This window comes from Ralstonia sp. AU12-08 (genome assembly GCF_000442475.1).
Lineage (GTDB): Bacteria > Pseudomonadota > Gammaproteobacteria > Burkholderiales > Burkholderiaceae > Ralstonia > Ralstonia insidiosa.
Genome location: NZ_ASZV01000011.1, coordinates 40824 through 65226 on the forward strand (window position 1 = coordinate 40824; position 24403 = coordinate 65226).

The window sequence follows — 24403 nt, forward strand, 5'->3', positions numbered from 1 at the left end:
TGGATGAAGCAAAACAGCCTCAGACCTTCTTGGCCGAGATCACCGCTTCGGACACATTGCGCGGGGCTTCAGCGTAGTGCTTGAACTCCATCGTGTACGTTGCGCGGCCTTGTGTAGCCGAACGCAGCGCGGTGGAGTAGCCAAACATTTCGGCCAGCGGCACCTCGGCCTTGACGATCTTGCCGCCGCCGCCCGCAATGTCTTCCGTGCCTTGCACCATGCCGCGCCGTGACGAGAGGTCGCCCATCACGTTGCCCATGTAGTCTTCGGGCGTTTCCACTTCCACGGCCATCATCGGCTCGAGCAGGATGGGGCCGGCCTTGCGCATCGCGTCTTTGAAGGCCATCGAGCCGGCCATGCGGAACGCGTTTTCGTTCGAGTCCACGTCGTGGTACGAGCCGAAGGTCAGGCGCACCTTCACATCCACCACCGGGTAGCCGGCCAGCACACCCGTGTTCAGCGTGTCGCGGATGCCCTTGTCCACCGCCGGGATGAACTCACGCGGGATCACGCCGCCCTTGATCTCGTCGACGAACTCGTAGCCCTTGCCCTCGTTCGGCTCCAGCGTGATGACCGCGTGGCCGTACTGGCCGCGACCGCCCGATTGCTTGACGAACTTGCCTTCGACGTCTTCGGCGGCCTTCTTGATGGTCTCGCGGTACGCCACCTGCGGCTTGCCGACGGTCGCTTCCACGCCAAACTCGCGCTTCATGCGGTCGACCAGGATTTCCAGGTGCAGCTCGCCCATACCCGAGATGATGGTCTGGCCGGATTCCTCGTCCGTCTTCACGCGGAACGATGGGTCTTCCTGCGCCAGGCGGTTCAGGGCGATGCCCATCTTTTCCTGGTCAGCCTTGGTCTTCGGCTCCACGGCCTGGCTGATCACGGGCTCGGGGAACTCCATGCGCTCTAGCACGATGACGTTTTCGGGGTCGCACAGCGTCTCGCCAGTCGTCACGTCCTTCAACCCCACGGCGGCGGCAATGTCGCCCGCCAGCACTTCCTTGATCTCTTCGCGCTGGTTGGCGTGCATCTGCAGGATGCGGCCCAGGCGCTCCTTCTTCTGCTTGACCGAGTTGTAGACCGTATCGCCCGAGTTGATCTTGCCCGAGTACACGCGGAAGAACGCGAGCTGGCCGACAAACGGGTCGGTCATGATCTTGAAGGCGAGCGCGGAGAACGGCTCGCTGTCGCTCGGATGGCGCTCCAGCGGTTCGTCCTTCTCGCCATGGCCTTCAATGGCGGGAATGTCCACCGGCGAGGGCAGGTAGTCGACCACCGCATCCAGCATCGCCTGCACGCCCTTGTTCTTGAAGGCGGAGCCGCACAGCATCGGCTGGATTTCGCCGGCGATGGTGCGTTTGCGCAGGGCTCGCTTGATCTCTTCCTCGGTCAGCTCTTCGCCACCGAGGTATTTGTTGAGCAGCTCTTCACTCGCCTCGGCGGCGGCTTCGACCATCTTCTCGCGCCATTCCTGCGCGATGGGCAGTAGCGCCGGGTCGATGTCGACGTATGTGAATTTCACACCCTGCGAGGCATCGTCCCACAGGATCTCTTTCATCTTGACGAGGTCGACCACGCCGCGGAAACCGTCTTCCGCGCCCACCGGGATCTGGATCGGCACCGGATTGCCCTTCAGGCGCTCGCGCATCTGGCGCTCAACGCGGAAAAAGTCTGCGCCGATGCGGTCCATCTTGTTGACGAACGCAATGCGCGGCACCTTGTATTTGTTGGCTTGGCGCCATACGGTTTCCGACTGCGGCTGTACGCCGCCCACGGAGTCGTAGACCATGCACGCGCCATCCAGCACCCGCATGGAGCGTTCCACCTCGATGGTGAAATCGACGTGGCCCGGGGTGTCGATGATGTTGATGCGGTGTTCCGGATAGTTGCCAGCCATGCCTTTCCACATGCAGTGCGTGGCGGCAGACGTGATGGTGATGCCGCGTTCCTGCTCCTGCTCCATCCAGTCCATCGTGGCCGCGCCGTCATGCACCTCGCCAATCTTGTGATTGACCCCGGTGTAGAACAGGATGCGCTCGGTCGTGGTGGTTTTGCCGGCGTCGATGTGCGCTGAGATGCCGATGTTGCGATAGCGCTCGATGGGGGTCTGGCGGGGCATGATGGATCTCTTGGAGAAAGTCTCGCTTCACGCCCTCCACACCATGCGAAGGGCGAATGTGCGAGTGGGAACACATTATAGGATCGGTCCTATCTGACCGCATGTAGGGGCATTGGCCTGTGATTCAACCCTCACCCCGGGCAAGATCGCGCAATCCGGCGAAGTCCAACAGTTCAATCTCGCCGTAAGCGACCTTTAGTATCCCGCGTGCCTGCAGGTCTTTGAGCACCTGATTGACGGTCTGGCGGGACAGCGCCAGCAACTGTGCAAGCTGCTCCTGCGGCACCCGCAGCACACGGCGGGTGCCCAGACGCAGGTCGCCGTAGCCGTCGGCCATCAACAGCAAGCGCCGGGCCACGCGCACGGAGGCGGGCAGCAGGGCGGTTTCTTCCAGCACGGTGAAGGTCAACCGCAGCTTGTGCGTGAGCAGCAGGGCGAAGGCGTGCAGCAGGGCCGGGGTGCTGTCCAGCAGGGTGATCAGCGCGGCCTGCGGCATGTGCAACAGCGTGGTACTGACGTCGGCGCGGGCGTCATGGGTGCGCGGCTGGCGGTCGAAAACACCAATTTCGCCAAACCAGTTGACGGGTTCCAGCACCGCCAACAGGGCTTCGCGCCCCTCTGCGCTGGTGGCGCCGATGCAGATCGTGCCCTCCACCACGCAATACAACCCGTCGGGTGGATCGCCGCGCCGGAACAGCACATCGCCCGCGCCCAAGCGGCGCACGGCGGCAATGCCAATCAACGCGTCTTGTAGCGATACGTCGAGCGCGCCGAACCAGCTGCTGGCATGCAGGCGTTCACGGTACGACGCAGCATCTGCGGGTGGGTGAAGGGGAGCGGAGCGGTCCATAGGGCCGGCAGTGGAGGGGCAACGGACAAGGCGAATTTGTCGGCTATGTGACAGAGCGCCGTTCCATCTGCTGACTAAGATGAAAGGATCATAACGAGGGGGCAACTGCAGCGTCCATGCTGCAAACGCACAAAAACGGAGACCACAATGCGCAGCCTGTCAGACCACCTTTCCAACTACGCGGCTTATCACCAAGACGGGCGCAATATCGCCACGCACTTTGTCGGCATCCCGGCCATTGTGCTGGCGGTGGCGATTCTGCTGTCCCGCCCCGTGTTTGCAGCGTTGCCCGGCGGTGTGGCTGTAACGCCGGCGCTGTTCCTGCTGGCAGCCGTCACGGTGTTCTACCTGCGCCTGGATGTGGCGTTTGGCGTAGTGATGTTTGTGCTGATCGGCCTGTGCGTGTGGGTTGGCCAGCAGGTGGCCGGGCATTCCGTGGCGGCGTGGCTGTCAGCGGGCATCGGCGCGTTTGTGATCGGCTGGATCATCCAGTTTGTCGGCCACTACTACGAAGGGCGCAAACCGGCCTTTGTCGATGACTTGGTCGGGCTGGTGGTTGGCCCGTTGTTTCTGGTGGCCGAGACCGCCTTTGCGATGGGCCTGCGCGCGCCGCTGCGTGACGAGGTGGTCAGCCGTTCGCGCGCCATGCGTGCGGCGCTCGGCGGCAAGCCCGTCGCCGCCTGAGTGCATCGCTTCCGTTGAACTAGCTGTTTGAGTGCTTCGCGGCCGGCTGGAATGCCGGTGCGCGATTTTCCATGCCGGCGAGTACCGCCTCACGCTGGTTAGCCGCGCCGATCAGGCGGTCCTGCTCAATCGATTCCGCCAGCAGGATGGCAGCGGTATCGCCATCCTCTACAACGCGCATCAGGCGCTTGGCTGCACGGATGGCGTCTGGGCTCTTCTTCGCAATTTCTCGCGCTGCCGCCAGGGCAGCCGCGTACGGGTCGTCGACCACGTGGGTTGCCAGACCCAGGGCGCAGGCTTCGTCACCGTTGACAACGCGCCCGCTATAGATCAGCTCGCGCAGCCGGTCGGGCCGCACGAGGCCACGCGTGAGGGCCATGCCGCCCATGTCGGGCACCAGGCCCCATTTGACTTCCATGATTGACATGCGCGTGTCGGCACGCACGTAGCGGACGTCTGCGCCCAGCGCAATCTGCAGCCCACCACCGTAAGCAACGCCATGCACTGCCGCCAGCACCGGCACCGGTAGCTCGCGCCAGACCGTGCAGGCGTACTGCGGCAGGTTGGCCGATCCATGCGTGCGCCGAGCTAACCGGCCGGCGCCGATGTCTGATCCGCTGTCGCCCTTACCGAGGCTTGCCATGCTGCCCATGTCCAACCCGGCGCAGAACGCGCGACCTTCGCCGGACAACACCACGGCGCGCAAGTCTGGTTCATTCATCAGGCGTTCACCGGTTGCGACCAGGGCCTCGAACATGGCCGGGTCGATGGCGTTCATCTTCTCGGGCCGGTTGAGCCGGACTTCGGCGACGCCGGCGTCGATGCTGAGGAGGATGCGTTCTGTCATGGGGAGATGTCCCGTGCGAGGTGCGCGTCGGATTTATTCGGGTGTGACGAGCAATGCCTCGCGCTTGTCTTTGACTTGCGCCCAATGGGCGTGGTCGGCCAGCGGGGCCTGCACTTGGGTCAGGCGCGGCCAATCTGCACGGCGCGAGAGCTGCGCATTCAGTGCAATGAAGTCCTGCTGATCGGCCGGCACCTCGGCGGCGGGATAGATCGCCCCCACCGGACACTCCGGCACGCAGATCGAGCAGTCGATGCATTCATCCGGATCAATCACCAGGAAGTTCGGGCCGGCGTGAAAGCAGTCCATCGGGCAGACGGCAACACAGTCCGTGTACTTGCACTGGATGCAGGATTCGGTGACGACGTACGGCATAGCAAAGCGGGGTGTTCAACACCCGTTCAAAAAAAACGTTCGAAATTATGCAGCATCAACCCGAACCGCGTCGGGTGCGGGTTTCAATGTGATCTGTCGGCACTTCCTGTTGTCAGTTCGGATGGCGCACCGTGCCCTTCGGTCTCCATTGACGCCCCACCAAACTGCAGCGCCGCGAGACGTGCATAAAGCGGCGAACGCTGCAAAAGCTCAGCATGGCGGCCTTGCGCAACGATGCGGCCTTGCTCAAGCACGACGATCCGGTCGGCCTGCTGCACGGTGGCAAGGCGGTGCGCGATGACCAGCGTGGTGCGATTTTGCGCAGCATTGTTCAGGGCGGTCTGCACCAGCCGCTCGCTTGCGGCATCGAGTGCGCTGGTGGCTTCATCCAGCAGCAGGATGGGCGGGTCCTTGAGAATGGCCCGCGCAATGGCGATCCGCTGGCGCTGCCCTCCCGACAGCCTGACGCCACGCTCGCCCAACTGCGTGTCGTAGCCCTGCGGTAGTTCGCTGATGAAGTCGGCAGCGGCAGCCATCTCGGCGGCGCGCTGAACCTGCGCGAGCGTGGCGTCGGGCGTGCCATAGCGGATGTTGTCGAGCACGCTCCCCGAAAAAATCACCGACTCCTGAAGCACCACGCCAATGGCTTGTCGCAGCGCCGCGAGTGAAACTTGCCGCGTTGGCACACCGCTGATCAAGATGCTTCCGGACTGTGGTTCGTAAAAGCGCAGCAGCAGTTGAAACAGCGTCGTCTTGCCGGCACCGGAAGGCCCCACCAGCGCAACGTGCTCCCCGGGCGCAACATCGAGCGTGAAGTGGGAGAGCGCAGCGGCACCCGGACGCGACGGATAGTGGAAGGTGACATTGTCGAAGCGGATGCCCTCGGCATGCGCGGGCAGCGCCACAGGGGTGTCCGGTTCCGCAATGGGGGAGCGGGTTGCCAGCAGTTGCAGCAGGCGCTCCGTGGCACCGGCGGCTCTTTGCAGGTCTCCCCACACTTCCGCAATCGCACCGACGGCACCCGCGGTGAACACCGCGTAGAGGATGAACTGGGACAATTGGCCCGCCGTCATCTCTCCAGCCAGCACGGCCTTTGCGCCGAGCCAGAGCACAAACACGATCGCAGCGAATACAAAGACGATGACTACCGCGGTCAACTGGGCACGGGCCCGGATGCGCGTGAGTGCGGTGTCAAACGCCGTTTCCACGGCGGCGCTGAAACGCTTCGCTTCATGCGCTTCCTGCGTGTACGACTGCACGGTCGGCATGGCATTGAGCACCTCGCCGGCCAGCGCGCTTGCGCTTGCCACCTTGTCCTGGCTGTCACGCGAGAGCCGCCGCACACGACGCCCAAAGATGACGATGGGCACAACCACCACGATCAGCGTGGCGATGATGTAGCCCGAGAGCACCGGGCTCGTCACGACCAGCATGACCACCCCGCCGACCGTCAGCAGCGTGTTGCGCAACCCGAGCGACAGGCTGGTCCCCACCACGGTCTGGATCAACGTCGTGTCGGTCGTGAGCCGCGACAGCACCTCGCCCGTTTGTGTCGTCTCGAAAAACTCCGGGCTCAAGCCGACGATGTGCCGGTAGACAGCGCGCCGCAGATCGGCCGTTACGCGCTCGCCCAGCCACGAGACGCAATAGAAGCGCAGCGCTGTGGCACCGGCGAGCACCAGTGAAAGGACGAACAGGGCGATGAAGTAGCGGTCGATGTGCGATCGCTCGCCGCTGGCGAATCCACGGTCGATCAGAAACTTGAAGGCCACCGGCAGCGCCAGCGTTGCAACAGCCGCAATCACCAGCGCCAGGAATGCCACCGCCCAGCGCCGCGCATACGGACGCAGGAAAGGCATGAGCGCGAAGAGGGGGCTGATACGTGACGGCAGGGGCGCAGCAGAAGACATGGGAATCGGCAGCAAATCCAGAAGGCGCCCATTATCTCAGCCCCAGGATGGGCCCGTGATTGGCCCGCGTGCAGCGCTTCCGGAGATACCCGAGCCACCGTTTGCACCGCTGAAGATATTTGATGCGCGCGCATCACACCCCTTGGATCAACCGCTCTCAGCGCTCGCTAAGTCCAGCCGTCTAGTCTTGCGATCTCTCCGGTTTTCCAAGACATGGCATGCGCCGACGTCGCACACTCACCTTCCTTATGCTGGCGGTTCTGATGGCCGTTGCGGCCGTCCTCATCGCCCGCCGCCCGGGTGGGCCGGCCATTCGCCCGACGCTTGCCAATGGGCCGCTTGCATCGGCCGTGGACACGGCAGAAAACTACCTGCATGGCAAGGCGATCCGGGCGGGGCTCGATCGCTCGGCATCGGGCCTGATTTACGACGTCACGGTAGTCAAAGCTGGCCGGATCTTCGATGTGCGGCTCGATGCACGCAGCGGCCGGATTCTGTCTGCCGCGATCAACAAGTAGCGCATTGCTGATGGCGTGCCCGCGTGGGGTACGCTGTGCGCAGACTTGTTCTGACGCCGCATCCGCATGCCCCACATTCTTCTGATCAACCCGAATTCGTCCCAGGCCACCACGGACATGATGGTGCGCATCGCGCAGGACCACGCGCCCGCCGGCTATACGGTTGTGGGGGCCACGGCTGCGAATGGGCCGTCGATGATCATCAACGAGGTGGAGCTGGCCGCAGCGGCCACCGAGGTGGAGGCCACCTGGCGTAGCACGCAGGTGCCGCACGCGGGCGTGATCATCAGCGCCTTTGGCGACCCCGGCGTGATGCAGGTTCGCGAGGCAAGCCGGCCCATACCGGTGGTCGGCATCTGCGAGGCGTCGATGCTGGAGGCATCGGAAGGCGGACGCCGCTTTGGCGTGGCCACGGTCACGCCCGATCTGGTGGCCGCGATTGATGCCAAGGCGCATGCGCTTGGGCTGGGCGCGCTCTATACCGGCGCGCAACTCACGCCCGGTGAGCCGCGTGCGCTGACCGCAGATGCAGGCGCGCTGGAAGAGGCATTGAGTGACGCCGTGCGCGCCTGCCTTAAGGATGGCGCGCAGGCCGTGATCATCGGCGGCGGGCCGCTGGGGCAGGCCGCCGTGCGTCTGGCGCAGCGATTCGACGTACCGATCATTGCGCCGATTTCCGCTGCGATGCGCCGGCTGAGCGCCTGCATCGCAGGGGGACTGGCGGCACCAGTTGGTGCCGCCGCGCGCGCTTAGTTCGCGATGATCGACACCGTCGAATTGGCCGGCACCGTAATCGTCTCGCTATACGTACCAGTCTTGAAGCCGCGCGCCACCGGGAACTGGCCGAAGCCTTGCAGCGTGGCCGGCACGGAGCTCGGCATCGAGCGCTGGCTGCTGTAGTTCTGGCCATTGACGGCAGGGATCGAGAAACCGGTGTCCGAACGCGCCGGATACGCAAAACCTGCCGGGCTGCCCGGCACCGGCAGCAGTGCCACCGCGGTGCCCCAACGGCCGAGTGCATCGCCCAGGCCCGTGCCGCCACCGGCCTGGATGGCGCTGCTCAGCACCGTGGCCGAATCCGTTGACGAGAAGTTCTGCAGCAGGTTCTTGTAGTACGGCACGCCGTACTGGCGCAGCAGGAAGCCACCCAGGCTGCCCGAGATCGGATACCCCGGGCACGACGACGAGAGCGACGGGTCGAACGCCGTCAGCGAACAGTTGTAGGAACTTTGCAACCAAGCCGGAAAACGGCTGTCGCGCACGTTGTTGAAGCTCGGGTCGATCTGGCTGGACAGCACATCTTCCATCGTCATCGCCGTCATTTCTTCCAGCCACGTGCCGTACATGTACTGCGAGCCGTTGAGCACGCCGCGCTGGTAGAAGTTGGCCATGTGCGTGAACTCGTGGCCCAGCGTGGAGATGACCGTGTTCAGCCCGTCGGTGCCGCCCAGGTAGATCGTTTCCGAATCCACATAGAGTGACAGCGATTGGTTCGACAGCGGCTGCGAGCTGGTCGTGAAGTTGTTGCGCGCCCAGAAGTAGCCCACGCGGCCATAAGGCTGGCCGTCGGGCTGGATGTTCAGCACCACGATGTCGATCGCCTGGTTCGGATCAATCAGGCTGGCGGAGCTGGAGTAGCTGCCCCACGGCTGCCCGACGATCGAGGTGGCCAGCGTGTAGACCGACTGCGTGCCCGAGGCGAACTTGGTGATCAGCGTGCTGATGATGCTGTCGGAGATCTTGCTGCTGCCGTACTCCGTGTTCTCCACCCACAGGTTGACGATGCGGCCATCGGTGGCGGTTGCTTGCTGCTTCAGCGTAGCGGTGCGCACCGTGGCGGTGCCGTCCGGCTGCTGGTGATTCCAAGTGCGTTGCGCGCCAACGGCGGCAACCGACTGCGGACGCAAGACCGTATCGTTGGAAGCGCCTTGCGTCTTGAGCGGGCCCGCACCGGTGGCGTAGCTGTCCAGTGCATGCGCGTTGAAATCGGAAATCTGTCGGTCGAACGCTGCGTTCATTGCGTCGTTCTTGACGGACGCCGTGGTCAGGTTGCCGGAGGCGCCATTGGTGGGCGTGCTGCTGGTGGTTGTGCCACCGCCCAGGCCAAGCAGACCCGCATTGGAGAGCGACACCGACGGCATCGGCTGTGCGGCCGCCCCCTGGTTCGTGTAGATGAGGGTGACGTTTTGGCCCGTAAGCCCGGCGATCGATACATTCACGGTGCCGGCCGAACCGCCCGTATTGGTGGCTTGCCACACGCCCACGCCGGAGCCGGCGTAGGTGTTGCCCAATGCGCCGCAGTTGGAGCCGCTGCAGGCAGCCGCCAGATTGATGCTGGCCGGGGTAGCCGGCGTTGCGGCCGGCGTGGCCCCTGAGCTACCGCCGCCGCCTCCGCCACCACCGCAGGCCGCCAGCATGCCTGCAGCTGCCACCATCACTGCGATGGTCCATTGCTTTGTACTGCTACCGCCCTTGCTGCCTTCCATCATCATCTCTCCAAAATCCGAATTCAGGCGCGCTGTCGGCTCGTGACTGCGGCGCGCTGGCGGATTCTCAAGGGGAGGTGACGGATTCGATCCGTGGAAATAACGGGTCAGCAAGGCCCAATTCCCCCCGATGTGGGGGTGTCGTCATGCGCACCTGGTCGGAAAGGTTGAAAAAGTCGTAGCCCGAGGATGTAGAAGCGGAAAACGGGGGAGAGCGCCGACCCGCACTTTTGCGCCGGGGCGGTCCGCTAGAATGGGCCGCCTTCCCGCCGATTGCGCCATTCCAGGCGCCGGACACATCACCTATTCATGCTCGTCGCGCAGCTCAAATCGTTCTTCATGGTCGCCCGCCTGGGCAGCATCACGCTGGCCGCCAAGCAGCTCGGGCTTTCTCAGCCGACCGTGACATCGCAGATCCGCGCGCTGGAGGAGGCCTACGGCGTCGAGTTGTTCTACCGGGGTGGGCGCCGGCTGGCGCTGTCGGACGCCGGCGTGCGCCTGATGCCGCTGGTCGACCAGCTCGTGCGGCAGGAAACCGAGATCGACTTCTTCCTGCGCAACTCCGGCGACATGGGTTCCGGCCACCTGCGTATCGGGGCCACGGCGCCGTACTACATCCTCGACATCGTTGACCGCTTCTGCCAGAGCCACCCCGGCATCGACGTCAGCATCGAGGCCGGCAACTCGGTGCAGATGCTTGACGCGCTGCAGGAATACCGGGTGGACGTGGCATCGTCGTCGCAGCGGGTGGACGACGCCCGCTTCCTGCGCATTGAGCTGGCCCGCGACCCGCTGGTGCTGGTGGTCCATCGCAGCCACCCGCTGGCTGGGCAGACGAGCGGCGCGGTGCCGGTCACGGCACTGTCACAATGCCGGTTGCTGGTGCGCGAGGTGGGCTCCACCACCCGTGCGATGACCGAAACGATGATGGCCCAGGCCGGCGTGACCGCCGCATCCACGGTGGAAATCGGCAGCCGGGAGTCCATCCGCGAGGCCATCATGCGCAACCTGGGCGTGAGCGTCATCGCCCGCCAGGAGGTGCCCAACCACGCGGATTTGCGCGTACTGGCCTTCGAGGGCGGCGCACCGGAGCTGAGCGAATACCTCTACTGCCTGCAAGACCGGCGCGAGGCGCGGCTGATTGCGGCCTTCCTGGCAGAAGTGCGCTCGCCCCGTCCTTAACTTCGTCATCCGTCTGAACACAAATCTGGAAATGCGCGCATTGGCGTTTTTGGGGTAACTGCCACATGGGGTACATGTCGGCTAGCTACAGTAGCGACCGTTTTTGCTACTGCCTCAGCCGCCCCGTCAATGCCCCAGCCTGCTTCCGACCCGACCCCGGGTAACGCCACGCCGTTCCTTTCCGTGCGGCAAGTTACCCGTCGCTTTGGCGCCTTCACCGCGCTTGACGGCGTTTCGCTGGACGTGGCGCAGGGCGAATTCGTCTGCCTGCTGGGCCCGTCGGGCTGTGGCAAGACGACGTTGCTGCGCATCATTGCCGGGCTGGAAGCACAGGACGGCGGCCAGATCGTTGCCGGTGGCCGCGATATTTCGAACCTGCCCCCGCGCGAGCGCGACTACGGCATCGTCTTCCAGTCATACGCGCTGTTCCCCAACCTGACGGTCGCGCAGAACATTGCCTACGGTCTGGATACGCACAACGGCAACCGCGCCCGCATGCAGGCGCGGGTGTCAGAGATGCTCGCGCTGGTGGGCCTGGCCGGCAGCGAGGCGAAGTACCCGTCGCAGCTCTCGGGTGGCCAGCAACAGCGTGTGGCACTGGCCCGCGCGCTGGCGCCCGCGCCCTCACTGCTGCTGCTGGACGAGCCGATGTCGGCGCTGGACGCCCAGGTGCGCGAACACCTGCGCATCGAGCTGCGACGCCTGCAGCGCAAGCTGAACGTGACCACGCTGATGGTCACGCACGATCAGGACGAAGCCATGGCGATGGCGGACCGCATTGCGGTCATGTCCAACGGCCGGATCGAACAGACGGGTTCGCCGTCGGAAATCTATACCCACCCCGCGACCGGTTTCGTTGCCGGGTTCGTCGGTCAGGCCAACTGGCTGCCGCTGGAACGCACCGAAGATGGCACGCCCACGCTGGCCGGCCAGCCGCTGCTGCTTGATCCGGCGTTTGCCGATACGGCGTACAGCACTGGCCGCCTGTTCTGCCGCCCCGAGGCCGTGACACTGCATCCGGACGACGATGCGCCCAACCGACATCTCGCCCGCGTGGTCGACCAGATCTACCTGGGCAGCCGCACGCGTGTGACGCTGGCCATCGACGGCCTGGCCAATGCGCCGCTGGTGGCCGAAGTGGCATCGAATGCGCTACGCAGCGGTCGTGGCGCGCTTGGCGACAGCAAGCTGTGGATCGCGCTCGAGCGTGATGGCCTGCGCGTCTATGCCTGAGGTGGTGATGTCAATGCTCCCGCCCGAGGCCAACGTGGTAACGGTCACCCCACAGAAACAAGCCGCGCGCACGTCGTTCTGGCGTACTGATGCGCCCGTGCTGACCGGCATGAAGCTGGCGTGGTTCCTGCTGCTGACGCTCGGCCTGCTCTTGCCCACGGCCATGATGCTGCTGCAGGCCACGGGCCTGGTCGCCAGCGCACGCAGCTCTGATGAGCACGGCTTGGCGCTGGTCGCCCATGTCGTGCAGGGCCCCAACTTTCTGGCCATGGTGGGGCGCACCCTGGCCGTGTCGGGCAGCGTGGCCGCCATCGTCGTGCCGCTGGCCTTTGCCTTTGCCTACGCCGTGCAGCGCACGCGCATGCCGTTGCGCGGCACGATGCGCACGCTGGCGATGTTGCCGCTGTTTGCACCGTCCCTGCTGCCGGGTATTGCGCTGGTCTACCTGTTCGGCAACCAGGGGCTGTTCAAGGCCTGGCTGGGTGGCAGCAACATCTACGGCTTCTGGGGCATCGTGGTGGGCGAGGCGTTCTACACCTTCCCGTATGCGCTGATGCTGTTACTGGCTACGCTCACGCTGGCCGATGGCCGCTTGTACGACGCTGCCCGCGCAATGGGCGCGGGCCCGTGGCGTACGTTCTGCACCGTCACGCTGCCGGGTGCACGGTATGGCCTGTTTGGTGCCTTTGCACTGGTGTTTACGCTGGTCGCCACGGACTTTGGTGTGCCGACCGTGGTGGGCGGCAGCTACCAGGTGCTGGCGGTGGAAGCCTACAAGGCGGTGGTGGGTCAGCAGCAGTTTGCGCGTGGCGCCGTCATCGGCCTGATGCTGTTGTTGCCTGCGCTGCTCACCTTTGCCGTGGAGCGCCTCGTGCAGCGTCGCCAGCACGCCGCGCTGGCCAGCCGCGCCCAGCCGTATCACCCGCAACCGGATCGCATGCGTGATGGCCTCTATCTGCTGCTGACCGCATTGGTGGTCGGCTGGATTCTGGTGATGCTCGCCACCGCAGTGGGCGCGTCACTCGTCAAGCTCTGGCCGTACAACCTTGAACTGTCGCTGCGCAACTACGACTTCGACAACATGGATGGCGGCGGCTGGCTGGCCTATCGCAACAGCCTGAAGCTGGCCGCGCTCACCACCGTGTTTGGCACCGTACTCATCTTTACTGGCGCATGGCTGGTCGAGAAGACGCGCACCACCCGCGCCACCGCCTGGCTGCATCCGGCCATCCGCTTTGCGGTGCTGCTGCCGATGGCCGTGCCCGGCCTCGTGCTCGGCCTGGGCTACGTGTTCTTCTTCAACCACCCGGCCAATCCGCTCAATGGCCTGTACGGCAGCATGGCGCTGATGGTGCTCTGCACGATCATGCATTGCGCCACGGCTGCGCACCTCACGTCCGTGGCTTCGCTGGGGCAACTGGACCCGGTGTTTGAAGCGGTATCGGCCTCGCTCAAGGTATCGGCACTGCGCACGTACTGGCGCGTGACGCTGCCGATGTGTCTGCCTGCCGTGCTGTCGTGCGCGCGCTACCTGTTCGTCTCGGCCATGACCACCGTGTCAGCCGTGATCTTCCTGTACAGCCCTGACACCGTGCTGGCCTCCGTGGCCGTACTGAACATGGACGACGCCGGCGACATCGGCCCCGCTGCGGCCATGTCCACACTGATTCTGGTCACGTCGATCGTCGTCTCGCTGCTGCTGGAACTTGCCACGCGCGGCATCACGCGCCGCACGCAGGCCTGGCGCACCACCTCACATTGAATTCGTTGTAAGTCAAGGAAACATGAACATGGGTGACGCATCCCCAATCACGGCCCGCCAGGCGGGTACTGACCGTATCAACCCCGGCGCCACGCCGTTGCGCCTGGAAGCCGCCGTGCTCGACTGGGCCGGCACCGTAGTCGATTTCGGTTCGTTTGCCCCCACGCAAATCTTCGTGGAAGCGTTTGGCGAATTCGGCGTGGCCATCACGCTGGACGAAGCGCGCGGCCCGATGGGCCTGGGCAAGTGGGACCACATCCGCACGCTGTGCAATGACGGTGCGATTGCCGCGCGCTTCTCGCTCGCCCACGGCCGCATGCCCACCGATGACGATGTCACCGCCATCTACAACCGCTTCATGCCGCTGCAGATCGAGAAGGTGGGCGCGCATTCGGCCATGATCCCCGGCGCGCTGGAAACCATCGCCGCGCTGCGCGAAGCTGGCCTGAAGATCGGCACATGCTCGGGCTACCCGCGCGTGGTGATGGACCGGGTGGTTGAACTGGCCGCCAAGGCGGGCTACAGCCCCGACTGCGTGATCGCCTGCGATGAGGTGCCGCGTGCCCGCCCGTGGCCGGCACAGGCCCTGCGCTGCGTGGTGGATCTGGCCATTGGCGATGTGGCCGCCTGCGTGAAGGTCGACGACACCGTGCCAGGCATCGAAGAGGGCCGCCGTGCCGGCATGTGGACCGTGGCGCTGCTGATGTCGGGCAACGCGCTGGGCCTGCCGTACGAGCAGTACGCCGCACTGTCCGCTGACGAGCGTGCGCGCCACCGCGTCGCCATTTCGGCCGGCTTTGCCGCCTGCCGCCCGCATTACGAGATCGACACGATTGCCGATCTGCCCGAAGTTGTGGCCGACATCAACCGCCGCCTCGCGCGCGGTGAACGGCCGCAATGCGTTTGACGCATCTGAGTTTGTTGTCCTGTTTGTTGTCCTTTCCCCTGCATCACCCCATACCGAGGAAACCATGACCGCACGTCTTTCCCTGCTGGCTGTTGCCGCTACGATGGCCTTTGCCACGTCGGCTTTCGCCAAGACCACGCTGACCGTGTACACGGCGCTGGAAGCTGACCAAGTGAAGGCGTACCAGGAAGCCTTCGAGAAGGCCAATCCGGACATCGAAATCAAGTGGGTGCGCGACTCCACCGGCGTCGTCACCGCCAAGCTGCTGGCCGAGAAGAACAACCCGCGCGCTGACGTGGTGTGGGGCCTGGCCGCCTCGAGCCTGGCCATCCTGGACAAGGAAGGCATGCTGACGCCGTACGCACCGACTGATCTGGCAAAGATCGGCGCGACGTACCGCGACAAGGCCAACCCGCCGGCCTGGGTGGGCATGGACGCCTGGGGCGCCGCCATCTGCTTCAACACGGTCGAAGCCGAAAAGCAGCACCTGCCGAAGCCGACGTCGTGGGCTGACCTGACCAAGCCGGTGTACGCCGGCAAGATCGTCATGCCGAACCCGGCCTCGTCGGGCACGGGCTACCTGGACGTGAGCGCATGGCTGCAGATGCTGGGCGAGCAGAAGGGCTGGGATTACATGGACGCCCTGCACAAGAACATCGGCCAGTACACGCACTCGGGCTCCAAGCCTTGCAAGATGGCCGCTTCGGGTGAATTCCCGATCGGTATCGCGTTTGAATACCGTGCTGTGAAGTCGAAGAAGGAAGGCGCACCGATCGACATCGTGCTGCCGTCGGAAGGCCTGGGCTGGGACGTGGAAGCCACCGGCATCATGAAGGGCACCAAGAACCTGGACGCCGCCAAGAAGCTGGCTGACTTCTCGGCAAGCCCGGTTGCCATGGCGCTGTACGAGAAGAACTTTGCCGTGGTGGCCACGCCGGGCTTCTCCAAGCCGGACCCGCTGCTGCCGGCCGACTATGAGAAGCGCCTGATCAAGAACGACTTCACGTGGGCCAGCGCCAACCGTGACCGCATCCTCGCCGAGTGGACCAAGCGCTACGACGGCAAGTCGGAGAAGAAGTAAGTGAGTGAAGCTCCCCTGAATTCTGTTGCTCAAGGGGGCCTGGATGCCAGCACCGACGTCGCCATCGTCGGGGCTGGCATTTTGGGCTTGGCGCACGCCGCTGCCGCCGTCAAACGCGGCCTGCGCGTGACGGTGTTCGAGCGCAGCGAGATCGCCGTTGGTGCCTCCATCCGCAATTTCGGGCAGATGCTGGTGACCGGCCAGCCGCCCGGCATCATGCTCGATCTCGCGCGCGAAAGCCGCGAACTGTATCTCGGCTGGGCTGACAAGGCTGGCATCTTTGCACGCGCCAAGGGCGTGCTGCTGTTTGCCCGCAATGCTGCGGAAGACGCCGTACTGGACGAATTCATGTCCGCCCGTGCATCGGCGTTTGATTACAACGTCAAGCTGCTGCGTGGCGCCGATCTGGCCAATCTGTACGGCGGCCGCTTCACGCGTCATCGGTCAGCCCTGCAGGGTTTTGATGACTTGCAGTTGTATTCACGCGAAGCGATTCCCGCACTGGCGGCATGGCTTGCCACACAGGGCGTGCGCTTCCACTTCGGCACGCTCGTGCGCCATGTGGAAGGTGGCCGACTGGATACGACGGCAGGCGTGTGCAACGCGCAGCGCGTGATCGTCTGCAGCGGGCATGACTACCAGACACTGTGCGCTGATCAATTGCGTGCGCTGCAACCGCAGGTGTGCCGCCTACAGATGCTGCGCGTCACGCCCGAAGACGGCTTCCAGCTGGAACACGCTGTGCTGACGGGCCTGTCGTGCACGCACTACGGCGCGTTTGCCGATCTGCCGACCGCCCAGGCGCTGGCCATGCAGATTGAGCATCAACGCCCCGAGCTGCAACGCCACGGCATTCACCTGCTGGTGAGCCCAACGCCGTACGGCGACTGGATCGTTGGCGATTCGCACGACTACAGCCAGGACGCACGCCCGTTCAACGCCGAGTCGGTCGACAACATCATGCTGGACCTGGCGCGCGATACCTTTGGCAGCAAGCTGCGCGTGGTGGAGCGCTGGCAAGGTGTGTACGGCGCCAAGTGCCATGTGCCGGGTGGCGGCGCGTTCTCGATCACCCGTGTGGATGACCGCACCACCGTTGCGCTGATGCACAGCGGTATCGGCATGAGCGTGGGGCCCGCGCTGGCGCATCGACATGTCGATGCACTGGTGGATGGCACGGCATTGCCGCAGTGGACACCGCCGGCGGCATTGCCTGCAACGGCCACGGCCTAACGCCTAGTCGCCTGGAAAAATGAAGCCCGTACGGTTTGCGCCGTGCGGGCTTTTTCTTTTCAGGCGTCAGGCCGCGAACAGTTCAACAACGGGCCAGCCACGTGCTTCAGCCACGCCGCGCAAGGTGGCATCGGGGCTGATGGCAATGGGGTGGGAGACGGTTTCCAGCAGCGGCAGATCGTTGCGTGAATCGCTATAGAACACCGTGCGGGAGAAGTCCGCCATGCGTTGGCCGCGCTGCGCAAGCCACTCGGTCACGCGCACGATCTTGCCGGCGCCAAAGCTCGGGGTGCCGACCAGGTTGCCCGTGAAGTTGCTGTCAGCCTGGTTGCCAACCGTCTCGCATTCCACTGCCAGCAGGTGCGGCACGTTGAAAGCCGCGGCAATCGGTTCGGTCAGGTAGCGGTGCGTGGCGGTGACGATGCAGCACAGGTCGCCCGCGCGCAGGTGCGCATCAACGAGTTGTCGTGCGCGCGGCTGCATGGCGGGTTGGATGACTTCGCGCATGAAGTTGGCGCGCCACGCATCGAGCCGGGTGCGCGGATGCTGCGCCAGCAGCCCGAGCGAGAAGCGTGCATGGCGTGCGAAGTCGAGCGTGCCCTCGCGGTACTCGCGCATCCAGCGCTCGTTGGCTTGCTCAAAAGCCTCGCGGTCTACCGCGCCCTGGGCAACCAGGAAGCGGCCCCATTCATATTCGCTGTCGATGGGCAGCAGGGTGTGGTCCAGGTCGAACAGGGCAAGCGATTGCATACAACAGGTGGCAGTGGCGGTTGGAAAAACCGCGAGGTTACTGCCTCAACGCGTCGTGGTTGTGTCCATCGCCATAACTTTGGCGATGAACGCATCGGCGTTTTTCTTCGGGTGGTGTTTGTCCAGACAATCCAAGAAGCTGCGCACCAGCCGAGAATCCCTGCGCTCCTTCAGGAAATACAGGTATTCGTGGATGACCGGCGCATTGGCGGCAAACGGCAGCACACGCACGTCGGGCCGGCGCGGTGCCTCGCGTGCGGGCACGATGCTGCAGCCCAACCCCAGGCTGATCGCCTCATAGATGGCCTCGCGGCTGCCGATGATGCTCATGCTGGCCGGCTCGATGCCAGCGGCGGCCAGGGCGTCTTCGGTCACGCGGCGGGTGACGGAGCCTGGCTCGCGCATCAGCAGTTGGCAGCCGGCAATGTCGTCTAGCGTCACATGCGGGCGGCGTGCCAGCGGGCTGTCCAGCGGCACCACCAGCACCATGGTGTCGTCGGCCAGGGTGATGCGATGCAGGCGTTCGTCGTCCACCGCATGCGACGACACAGCCAGGTCGATGCGGACTTCGGACAGCGCCTCCAGCATCTGCTGCGAGTTGCCGAACTCGATGGTGATCTCGATGGTCGGGTAGCGGGCGCGGAAGGCGGCCACGCTGGGCAGGATGTAGTAGGGGCCGGTGGCGCCCACGCGCAGATTGCCGGTGCGCAAGTCGCCCGCATTGCGCAGGAGAAAATCGACGTCGCCTTCCTGCTGTGCCAGGCGCTCGACAATGGGCATGAGGCTCACGCCCAGGTCAGACAGGTCGAGCCGGCTGCCGCGGCGGTGGAACAGCTCCACGCCGTACATCTCTTCCAGCTGGCGGATGCGCCCCGTCACGGTGGGCTGCGACAGGCGCAGGCGCTTGGCCGCGCCCGTCACGCTGCCCTGGCGGGCCACCTCGAAGAACGACATCAACAGATCGCCCAGCATGCTTGTGTTTCCTCTGCATTTCATTCGGATGATGGCGACAGAGTGTAGGGCGCCTTTATGACGCCTCACACTGTGAAACCTTACGAAGCGGCGGGGCAGGGCAAGGCGGTGGGCTGTGCCAGTCAAACACCGCGTGATAGAGGGTAGGGCGCTGGGCGCACATCGTGCTACCTTGTGAACCAGTCCACGCAACACAGGAACAGGAGACGCCATGCCGGTGCTGAAGGTCGATGTCGTGACGGCGGAAGAACGGTTGTACGAAGGCACGGCCAAGTTCGTGGTCATCCCCGGCACCGAGGGCGAACTGGGCATCCTGCCCGGTCACGAACGCCTGCTCACGCGCCTGCGCCCCGGCACCGTGCGCGTCACCCTGGAGAACGACGAAGAAGTGATCCTGTTCGTGGCCGGCGGCTTTGTCGATGTGCAGCCCGAACAGGTGATCGTGCTGGCCGACACCGCCGTGCGCGCGCGTGATCTGGACGAGGTCAAAGCCCAGCAAGCACGCAAGGCCGCTGAGGAGCTCATGCAGAACAGCCACAGCAAGATCGACTATGCCCGTGCCCAGGCGGAACTGACAGAAGCCGTGGCCCAACTGGCTGCCATCGAGCGCCTGCGCAAGCGCCGCCGCTGAGGTTTCCCCCGCTTACCGCACCTGGCGCGCATCTAACGCGCATCTAACGCGCACCACAAGCGCGACATTGTGTCGTCCCGCCCACGGAGGGGTAAAGAACCGCCTCCGCTCTCCGTTTTAGAGCAGAACGATTGAAATCCCGTTGAACGTCCTTCAGAGACGTGATCGGTTCTGCTGGTCTGCCGATGTCGCCCCTTGTTGTGATTGCGCGTGCGCTCGTACGCCGTGTCTTCCACGGCCCACGAAAGCACGTGCGTGCCATGGTTCCGTTTGGGTTGTTGCCGCACTTGCTTTTGCGGAATTTCGGGCGGATTGGCAATGCGCAAATGTTTGCGCTGGCATTTCTGCTGGTGCCGGCCGTCGTCTATGCGGGAGCCGACGTGAACGATCTGACCGAACTGCCCATCGAACAATTGATGCTGGTGCAGGTGGTGACCGGGGCATCCAAGTACGCCGAGGCGGCCAATGAAGCACCCGCCAACGTGCAGGTGATCACCGCCGAAGACATCAAGACGTACGGCTGGCGCACCTTGGCCGACATCCTGGGCAGCCTGCTGGGGCTGTACACCAACTACGACCGTAATTACGCCTCGCTGGGCGCTCGTGGTTTTCTGCGCCCGGGCGATTACGACACGCGCTTCCTCCTGCTGATCGACGGTTACCGGACCAACGACTCTGTCTTTGACGAAGCTGCAGTCGGCACCGATGCGATGCTCGATGTGGACCTGATCGAGCGTATCGAATACGTGCCCGGAGCGGGCTCTGCCGTGTACGGCTCGAACGCGCTGTTTGGGGTGATCAACATCATCACCAAGCGCGGGCGGGACATCGGCGGTGTGCAGGTCAGCGGTGCCACCGGCAGCGCCAATGCGCGTGATGGGCGGGTGACCTGGGGCAACCGCGCAGACAACGGCGCCGAATGGCTGCTCTCGGCCAGCGTGAACGACGCGCCCGGCCGTGACCAGTACTTCCCGCAGTTCAACCAGCCCGGTGTGAGCGACGGTGTTGCGCGCGGCATGGATTTCGACCGCGGCAAGCGCCTGTTCGCCAAGGGCAGCTTCGGCGAGTTTGGCCTGACCTTCGGCTATGCAGACCGCACCAAGGGCACACCCACCGCGCCGTACGACCAGCTCTTCAATGACCCGCGCTCGCGCACCATTGATACCCGCCAGATGCTCAATGGCACGTGGCAGCACGCGCTGGACGATGCCACCGATGTTTCGGCGCGGCTGTACTGGGGCCGCTACGTATCGCAGGGCCACTACGTCTACAACTATCCACCCGTGACCGAGAACCACGACTGGTACGACTCCGCCTGGTACGGCGCCGAGTTTAAGCTCGTCACGCGGCGCCTTGACCAGCACACGCTCGCGATCGGCACCGAACTGCAGCGCGACTACCGCGACGCGATGCGCAACTTTGATGTCACCCCGTACTTCAGCTACCTGGATGACCACCGCAACAACACCCGCGTGGGCATCTACGTGCAAGACCAGTTCGCCATCAGCCAGGACTGGGTGCTCGACACCGGCCTGCGTTACGACCACACCACCTTTTCGCCGGGCATCTTCAGCCCGCGCGTGGGCCTGATCTGGCACGCCGCGCCCACCACGACCGTCAAGGCGATCTACGGGATGGCCTACCGCGCGCCCAACGATTACGAGCTGAACTACCAGACCGTCGCGCCGGGTGGCCAGCAGGTCAACACGGGCCTGGTTGCCGAGCGCATCCGGACGTATGAAGCCGTGCTGGAGCAGCAGGTCAGTGCCGGTGGCAAGGCCACGCTGTCGGTGTTTCAGAACAACGTCTCCAACCTGATCAGCCAGAGTGAAGACCCCAACACCGGGCTTCTGTATTTCAGCAACGTGTCGCGTGTGCGCACGCGCGGCGCAGAACTTGGCTACCAGCAGAACTGGCCTGGTGGCACCCGCCTGCGCGCGAGCTACAGCTTCCAGCATTCAGAAGACGGCGTCACGGGCCAGACACTGAGCGACTCCCCGCGCCACATGCTCAAGCTCAACGCCAGCACGCCGCTGTGGCGCAGCGACTGGAGAGCTGGGCTGGAAGCGCAATACATCAGCAACCGCTTGACGACATCAGGCAGCGTAGGCGGCTACTGGATCGCCAACCTGACCTTGCTGGCAACGCGGCTGGCACCCAATCTGGAGATGTCGGCCAGCCTCTACAACCTGTTCGACCGGCGCTATGCCGATCCGGCCGGGCCAGAGGTGGAGATGCCTGCCATCCGGCAGGACGGCCGCACGTTTCGCCTGAAGCTCACCTACACCTTCCGATGAACGCACTGTGCGCCTACCTCCGTCGTGCCACGCGCCAGCGCCTGCGCCGGCTGTGCGCGGTGTTGGCCATGGTGCTGGCAACGGTGGCTTGGATGCGGGCCACCTATGCGCAGATGCAGGCCAGCGAAGTCCAGATCAAGGCGGCCTTCATCTACAACTTTGCACTGTTCACCACCTGGCCGACTGACGCGATGCTGGCAGACGCCCCCATGGTGCTGTGCGTGGCCGCCGAGCAACCTCTGCAAGCGGCCTTGGAACAACTGACAGGAAAACCCGTGCGCGGACACCGGCTGGAAATCCGAAAGATCAACGATGGCGCCGTGGGCGGCTGCCATGTGCTGGTGCTTGATGCACGATCGGCTGCTGGCGTCCGCCTGAACCCGACCACCCCCGTGCTCACGGTGGGCGATGGCCGCAATAGTGCGCTGGCGCCGATGATTGCGCTGGCGCTGCAGGACAAGCGGGTCGTATTCGACATCGACGCGGGCGCGGCACGGCAGGCCGGCTTGCAACTCAGCTCGCAGTTGCTGCGTCTGGCGAGGAGCGTGCAATGAACCTGGCCCTGATGACACAACGGCCCCGTCTGGGGCACACCGTGGTGCGGGCAAACATGGCTGGTGCCGGTGCAGCGTTGACCATCGCCGGCGTCCTGCTGATCGTGTTCCAGTTCATCGCCCTGCGTGCGGCACTGGTGCGTGACGTGCACGTGCAGGCGCGCATCATTGGCGCCAACAGTGTGGCGGCGCTGTTGTTCAACGACCGCCACGCGGCAGAAGAAACGCTAGGCGCGCTGGGTGCATCCCCGCCGTTGCGCGCCGCGGGCATCTTCACGGCGCTGCGCAAACCGCTGGCGCTGTACCAGCATGGCGAGGCCGCCCCCGTGCGAGCGCCCGATGCCGCCATGCTGCGCGAAGAAAACGTCTCCACGCTGACCACGCTGGAGGTGGTGGAACCGGTGGAGTCCGAGCGCCGCGTGATCGGCTACGTGGTGATCCGCTCCAGCCTGGCCGACCTGTACATGCAGTTGCTGGGCTTTGCCGTGCTGACGGTGTCGGTGGGCATTGGCGCGATGGGCGTCGCCTATCTGGTGTGTGCCCGCATGCGCCATGCGGTGCTGCAGGCCGAAGCGCACCTCGACTATCTCGCCCACATCGATTCGGTAACGGAGCTGCCGAACCGGCACGCCTTCAACGAGCGCCTGCAGGTCTCGCTCAAGCGTGCGGGGCAGGCGGGGGCGGTTGGCCTGTTGCTGCTGGATCTCGACAACTTCAAGGTGGTCAACGACACCTTGGGCCACAACAATGGCGACCGCCTGCTGCGCCAGGTGGCGCGCCGCCTGAACGAGGTGATTGAGCAAGCCAACCTGCGCGCCGTGCTGTGCCGCATTGGCGGAGACGAGTTCGCCATCATTGCCGAACTGTCCGGGCGCGCATCGATTACCCCGTCGGACGCTGCCGAGCTTGCCGATGGCCTGGCCAAGCGCATTCTCGCCGCGCTGGCCGCGCCGTTTGCGCTGGACTTGCACCAGATTTACGCAACGGCCAGCGTGGGGGTGAGCCTGTATCCGCATGACGCCCGCGACGTGCAGGCGCTCACGCGCAATGCCGATACGGCGATGTATTACGCCAAGAACCGCGGCAAGAACGCCGCTGCCAGCTTCACCTCCGAGATGGACCAGCAGGCCCGCCGGCGCCTGCGCGTGGAAGCCGACCTGCGCCGTGCGCTCGACCGCGAAGAGTTGCTGCTGGCGTATCAGCCGCAGGTCCACCTGCAAGGGCTGGATACGGACGGTGCAGTGGTTCCCACCTCGCACGTGCACGGCGTGGAAGCCCTGGTGCGCTGGCGCCACCCGGAGATTGGCGTGATCGGCCCCGGCGAGTTCATTTCCGTGGCGGAAGAAACCGGCCTGATCGTGCCGCTGGGCCTATGGGTGCTGCGCACCGCGTGCAAGCAGGCCGCGCGCTGGATGCGTGAAGACGGTGTCGCACTGCGCGTGTCGGTCAATCTCTCTGGACGGCAGGCGCGCGATCCGGCCCTCGTGCAGAACGTGCTCAACGTGCTGGCCGAGACGGGCCTACCGCCGCACATGCTGGAACTGGAAATTACCGAAAGCGTGCTGATGGAAGACATCGAAGCCAACATCGCGTTGCTTGAGGCTCTGCACCTGGCGGGCATCAGCCTGTCGATTGATGACTTCGGCACGGGGTATTCATCGCTGGCGTATCTGCAGCGCTTCCCCATCCAGAAGCTCAAGATTGACCGCAGCTTTGTGCAGCGCATGCCCGGCGATGGCGAGGCGATTGCCGGCGCGGTCATCGCCATGGCGCACAGCCTGAAGATGGAAGTGGTGGCTGAAGGGGTGGAAGACGCCGAGCAACTCGCGCTGCTGCGCAAGGCCGGTTGTGACTTGGGGCAGGGCTACCTGTTCTCGCGCCCGCTGCAGGCCCAGCCATTGATGGCATGGCTCCAGCGGCCGGATGGCAGTGATGCCGGCACGCCAAGCGATGCGCCGGAGAGAGAAGCCGAGCCCGTCGGCTCCTTGCCCTCGTCGCTTGCGGGATAACGT

At 64.7% G+C, this 24403-nt stretch carries 21 protein-coding genes; 13 read left to right on the forward strand and 8 right to left on the reverse strand.

The genetic code is table 11. The features are described from left to right. Positions 1–19: 19 nt before the first annotated feature. Positions 20–2122 (reverse strand): elongation factor G, encoded by a 2103-nt coding sequence (gene fusA / locus C404_RS38205; RefSeq protein ID WP_021194035.1) that lies wholly within the window; start codon positions 2120–2122, stop codon positions 20–22. Positions 2123–2246: 124 nt separating this feature from the next. After that, the gene (locus C404_RS38210; protein ID WP_021194036.1) at positions 2247–2972 is read right to left on the reverse strand and encodes a Crp/Fnr family transcriptional regulator; all 726 of its coding nucleotides are present in this window, start codon (positions 2970–2972) and stop codon (positions 2247–2249) included. 147 nt (positions 2973–3119) lie between these two features. Here C404_RS38210 and C404_RS38215 point away from each other — a divergent pair, with 147 nt between their 5' ends. After that, positions 3120–3656, forward strand: a complete 537-nt coding sequence (locus C404_RS38215; RefSeq protein ID WP_021194037.1) for an Mpo1 family 2-hydroxy fatty acid dioxygenase — start codon at positions 3120–3122, stop codon at positions 3654–3656. A 19-nt stretch (positions 3657–3675) separates the two neighbouring features. Here C404_RS38215 and C404_RS38220 read toward each other — a convergent pair whose 3' ends face one another. The 3 genes from C404_RS38220 to C404_RS38230 all read right to left on the reverse strand — a co-directional run bounded on the left by C404_RS38220 (position 3676) and on the right by C404_RS38230 (position 6785). After that, the gene (locus tag C404_RS38220; RefSeq protein WP_021194038.1) at positions 3676–4503 is read right to left on the reverse strand and encodes a crotonase/enoyl-CoA hydratase family protein; all 828 of its coding nucleotides are present in this window, start codon (positions 4501–4503) and stop codon (positions 3676–3678) included. A 33-nt stretch (positions 4504–4536) separates the two neighbouring features. Continuing rightward, complete coding sequence (fdxA, locus tag C404_RS38225) at positions 4537–4875, reverse strand: ferredoxin FdxA (protein ID WP_021194039.1); 339 nt, start codon at positions 4873–4875, stop codon at positions 4537–4539. Positions 4876–4958: 83 nt separating this feature from the next. Further along, on the reverse strand, positions 4959–6785 hold the full coding sequence (locus C404_RS38230; protein ID WP_021194040.1) for an ABC transporter transmembrane domain-containing protein: 1827 nt from the start codon (positions 6783–6785) through the stop codon (positions 4959–4961). Between the two features lie 218 nt (positions 6786–7003). Between C404_RS38230 and C404_RS38235 the strand changes: the two genes are divergently transcribed. Both C404_RS38235 and C404_RS38240 read left to right on the forward strand, forming a co-directional pair. Beyond that, complete coding sequence (locus C404_RS38235; RefSeq protein ID WP_031329120.1) at positions 7004–7303, forward strand: PepSY domain-containing protein; 300 nt, start codon at positions 7004–7006, stop codon at positions 7301–7303. 66 nt (positions 7304–7369) lie between these two features. Beyond that, positions 7370–8056 carry an aspartate/glutamate racemase family protein gene (locus C404_RS38240; protein ID WP_021194042.1) on the forward strand — a complete coding sequence of 229 codons (687 nt, stop codon included), beginning with the start codon at positions 7370–7372 and terminating at the stop codon, positions 8054–8056. Here C404_RS38240 and C404_RS38245 read toward each other — a convergent pair. Next, complete coding sequence (locus C404_RS38245; protein WP_374754711.1) at positions 8053–9789, reverse strand: M30 family zinc metallopeptidase; 1737 nt, start codon at positions 9787–9789, stop codon at positions 8053–8055. The genes C404_RS38240 and C404_RS38245 overlap by 4 nt on opposite strands. A 309-nt stretch (positions 9790–10098) precedes the next feature. Here C404_RS38245 and C404_RS38250 point away from each other — a divergent pair, with 309 nt between their 5' ends. The 6 genes from C404_RS38250 (at position 10099) to C404_RS38275 (ending at position 17187) form a co-directional block, all read left to right on the forward strand. Continuing rightward, complete coding sequence (locus tag C404_RS38250) at positions 10099–10971, forward strand: LysR family transcriptional regulator (RefSeq protein ID WP_021194044.1); 873 nt, start codon at positions 10099–10101, stop codon at positions 10969–10971. Between the two features lie 129 nt (positions 10972–11100). Then, positions 11101–12204 carry a putative 2-aminoethylphosphonate ABC transporter ATP-binding protein gene (locus tag C404_RS38255; RefSeq protein WP_021194045.1) on the forward strand — a complete coding sequence of 368 codons (1104 nt, stop codon included), beginning with the start codon at positions 11101–11103 and terminating at the stop codon, positions 12202–12204. 7 nt (positions 12205–12211) lie between these two features. Continuing rightward, complete coding sequence (locus tag C404_RS38260; RefSeq protein ID WP_031329123.1) at positions 12212–13966, forward strand: putative 2-aminoethylphosphonate ABC transporter permease subunit; 1755 nt, start codon at positions 12212–12214, stop codon at positions 13964–13966. A gap of 28 nt (positions 13967–13994) precedes the next feature. Further along, a complete protein-coding gene (gene phnX, locus C404_RS38265; RefSeq protein ID WP_037011355.1) occupies positions 13995–14873 on the forward strand; it encodes a phosphonoacetaldehyde hydrolase in 879 nt (292 codons plus the stop codon). Between the two features lie 64 nt (positions 14874–14937). Further along, a complete protein-coding gene (locus C404_RS38270; RefSeq protein WP_021194048.1) occupies positions 14938–15954 on the forward strand; it encodes a putative 2-aminoethylphosphonate ABC transporter substrate-binding protein in 1017 nt (338 codons plus the stop codon). Continuing rightward, on the forward strand, positions 15955–17187 hold the full coding sequence (locus C404_RS38275) for a TIGR03364 family FAD-dependent oxidoreductase (RefSeq protein ID WP_021194049.1): 1233 nt from the start codon (positions 15955–15957) through the stop codon (positions 17185–17187). A 66-nt stretch (positions 17188–17253) separates the two neighbouring features. Here the strand turns inward: C404_RS38275 and C404_RS38280 are convergent, their stop codons facing one another. Both C404_RS38280 and C404_RS38285 read right to left on the reverse strand, forming a co-directional pair. Next, positions 17254–17937, reverse strand: coding sequence for an HAD family hydrolase (locus C404_RS38280; RefSeq protein WP_021194050.1), 684 nt, complete (start codon positions 17935–17937; stop codon positions 17254–17256). Between the two features lie 45 nt (positions 17938–17982). Beyond that, positions 17983–18909 (reverse strand): LysR substrate-binding domain-containing protein, encoded by a 927-nt coding sequence (locus tag C404_RS38285; protein ID WP_021194051.1) that lies wholly within the window; start codon positions 18907–18909, stop codon positions 17983–17985. 211 nt (positions 18910–19120) lie between these two features. On the opposite strand from C404_RS38285, the gene C404_RS38290 reads away from it, so the two are divergent. The 4 genes from C404_RS38290 to C404_RS38305 all read left to right on the forward strand — a co-directional run bounded on the left by C404_RS38290 (position 19121) and on the right by C404_RS38305 (position 24400). Then, positions 19121–19540, forward strand: coding sequence for a F0F1 ATP synthase subunit epsilon (locus tag C404_RS38290; protein WP_021194052.1), 420 nt, complete (start codon positions 19121–19123; stop codon positions 19538–19540). Between the two features lie 326 nt (positions 19541–19866). Then, positions 19867–21837, forward strand: a complete 1971-nt coding sequence (locus tag C404_RS38295; protein ID WP_031329125.1) for a TonB-dependent receptor plug domain-containing protein — start codon at positions 19867–19869, stop codon at positions 21835–21837. Then, a complete protein-coding gene (locus C404_RS38300; RefSeq protein WP_021194054.1) occupies positions 21834–22391 on the forward strand; it encodes a YfiR family protein in 558 nt (185 codons plus the stop codon). Before C404_RS38295 ends, C404_RS38300 begins: the two co-directional genes overlap by 4 nt. Continuing rightward, positions 22388–24400: a putative bifunctional diguanylate cyclase/phosphodiesterase gene (locus tag C404_RS38305; RefSeq protein ID WP_021194055.1), complete on the forward strand. Its 2013-nt coding sequence runs from the start codon at positions 22388–22390 to the stop codon at positions 24398–24400. The genes C404_RS38300 and C404_RS38305 overlap by 4 nt, the downstream gene beginning before the upstream one ends. Positions 24401–24403 lie beyond the last annotated feature (3 nt).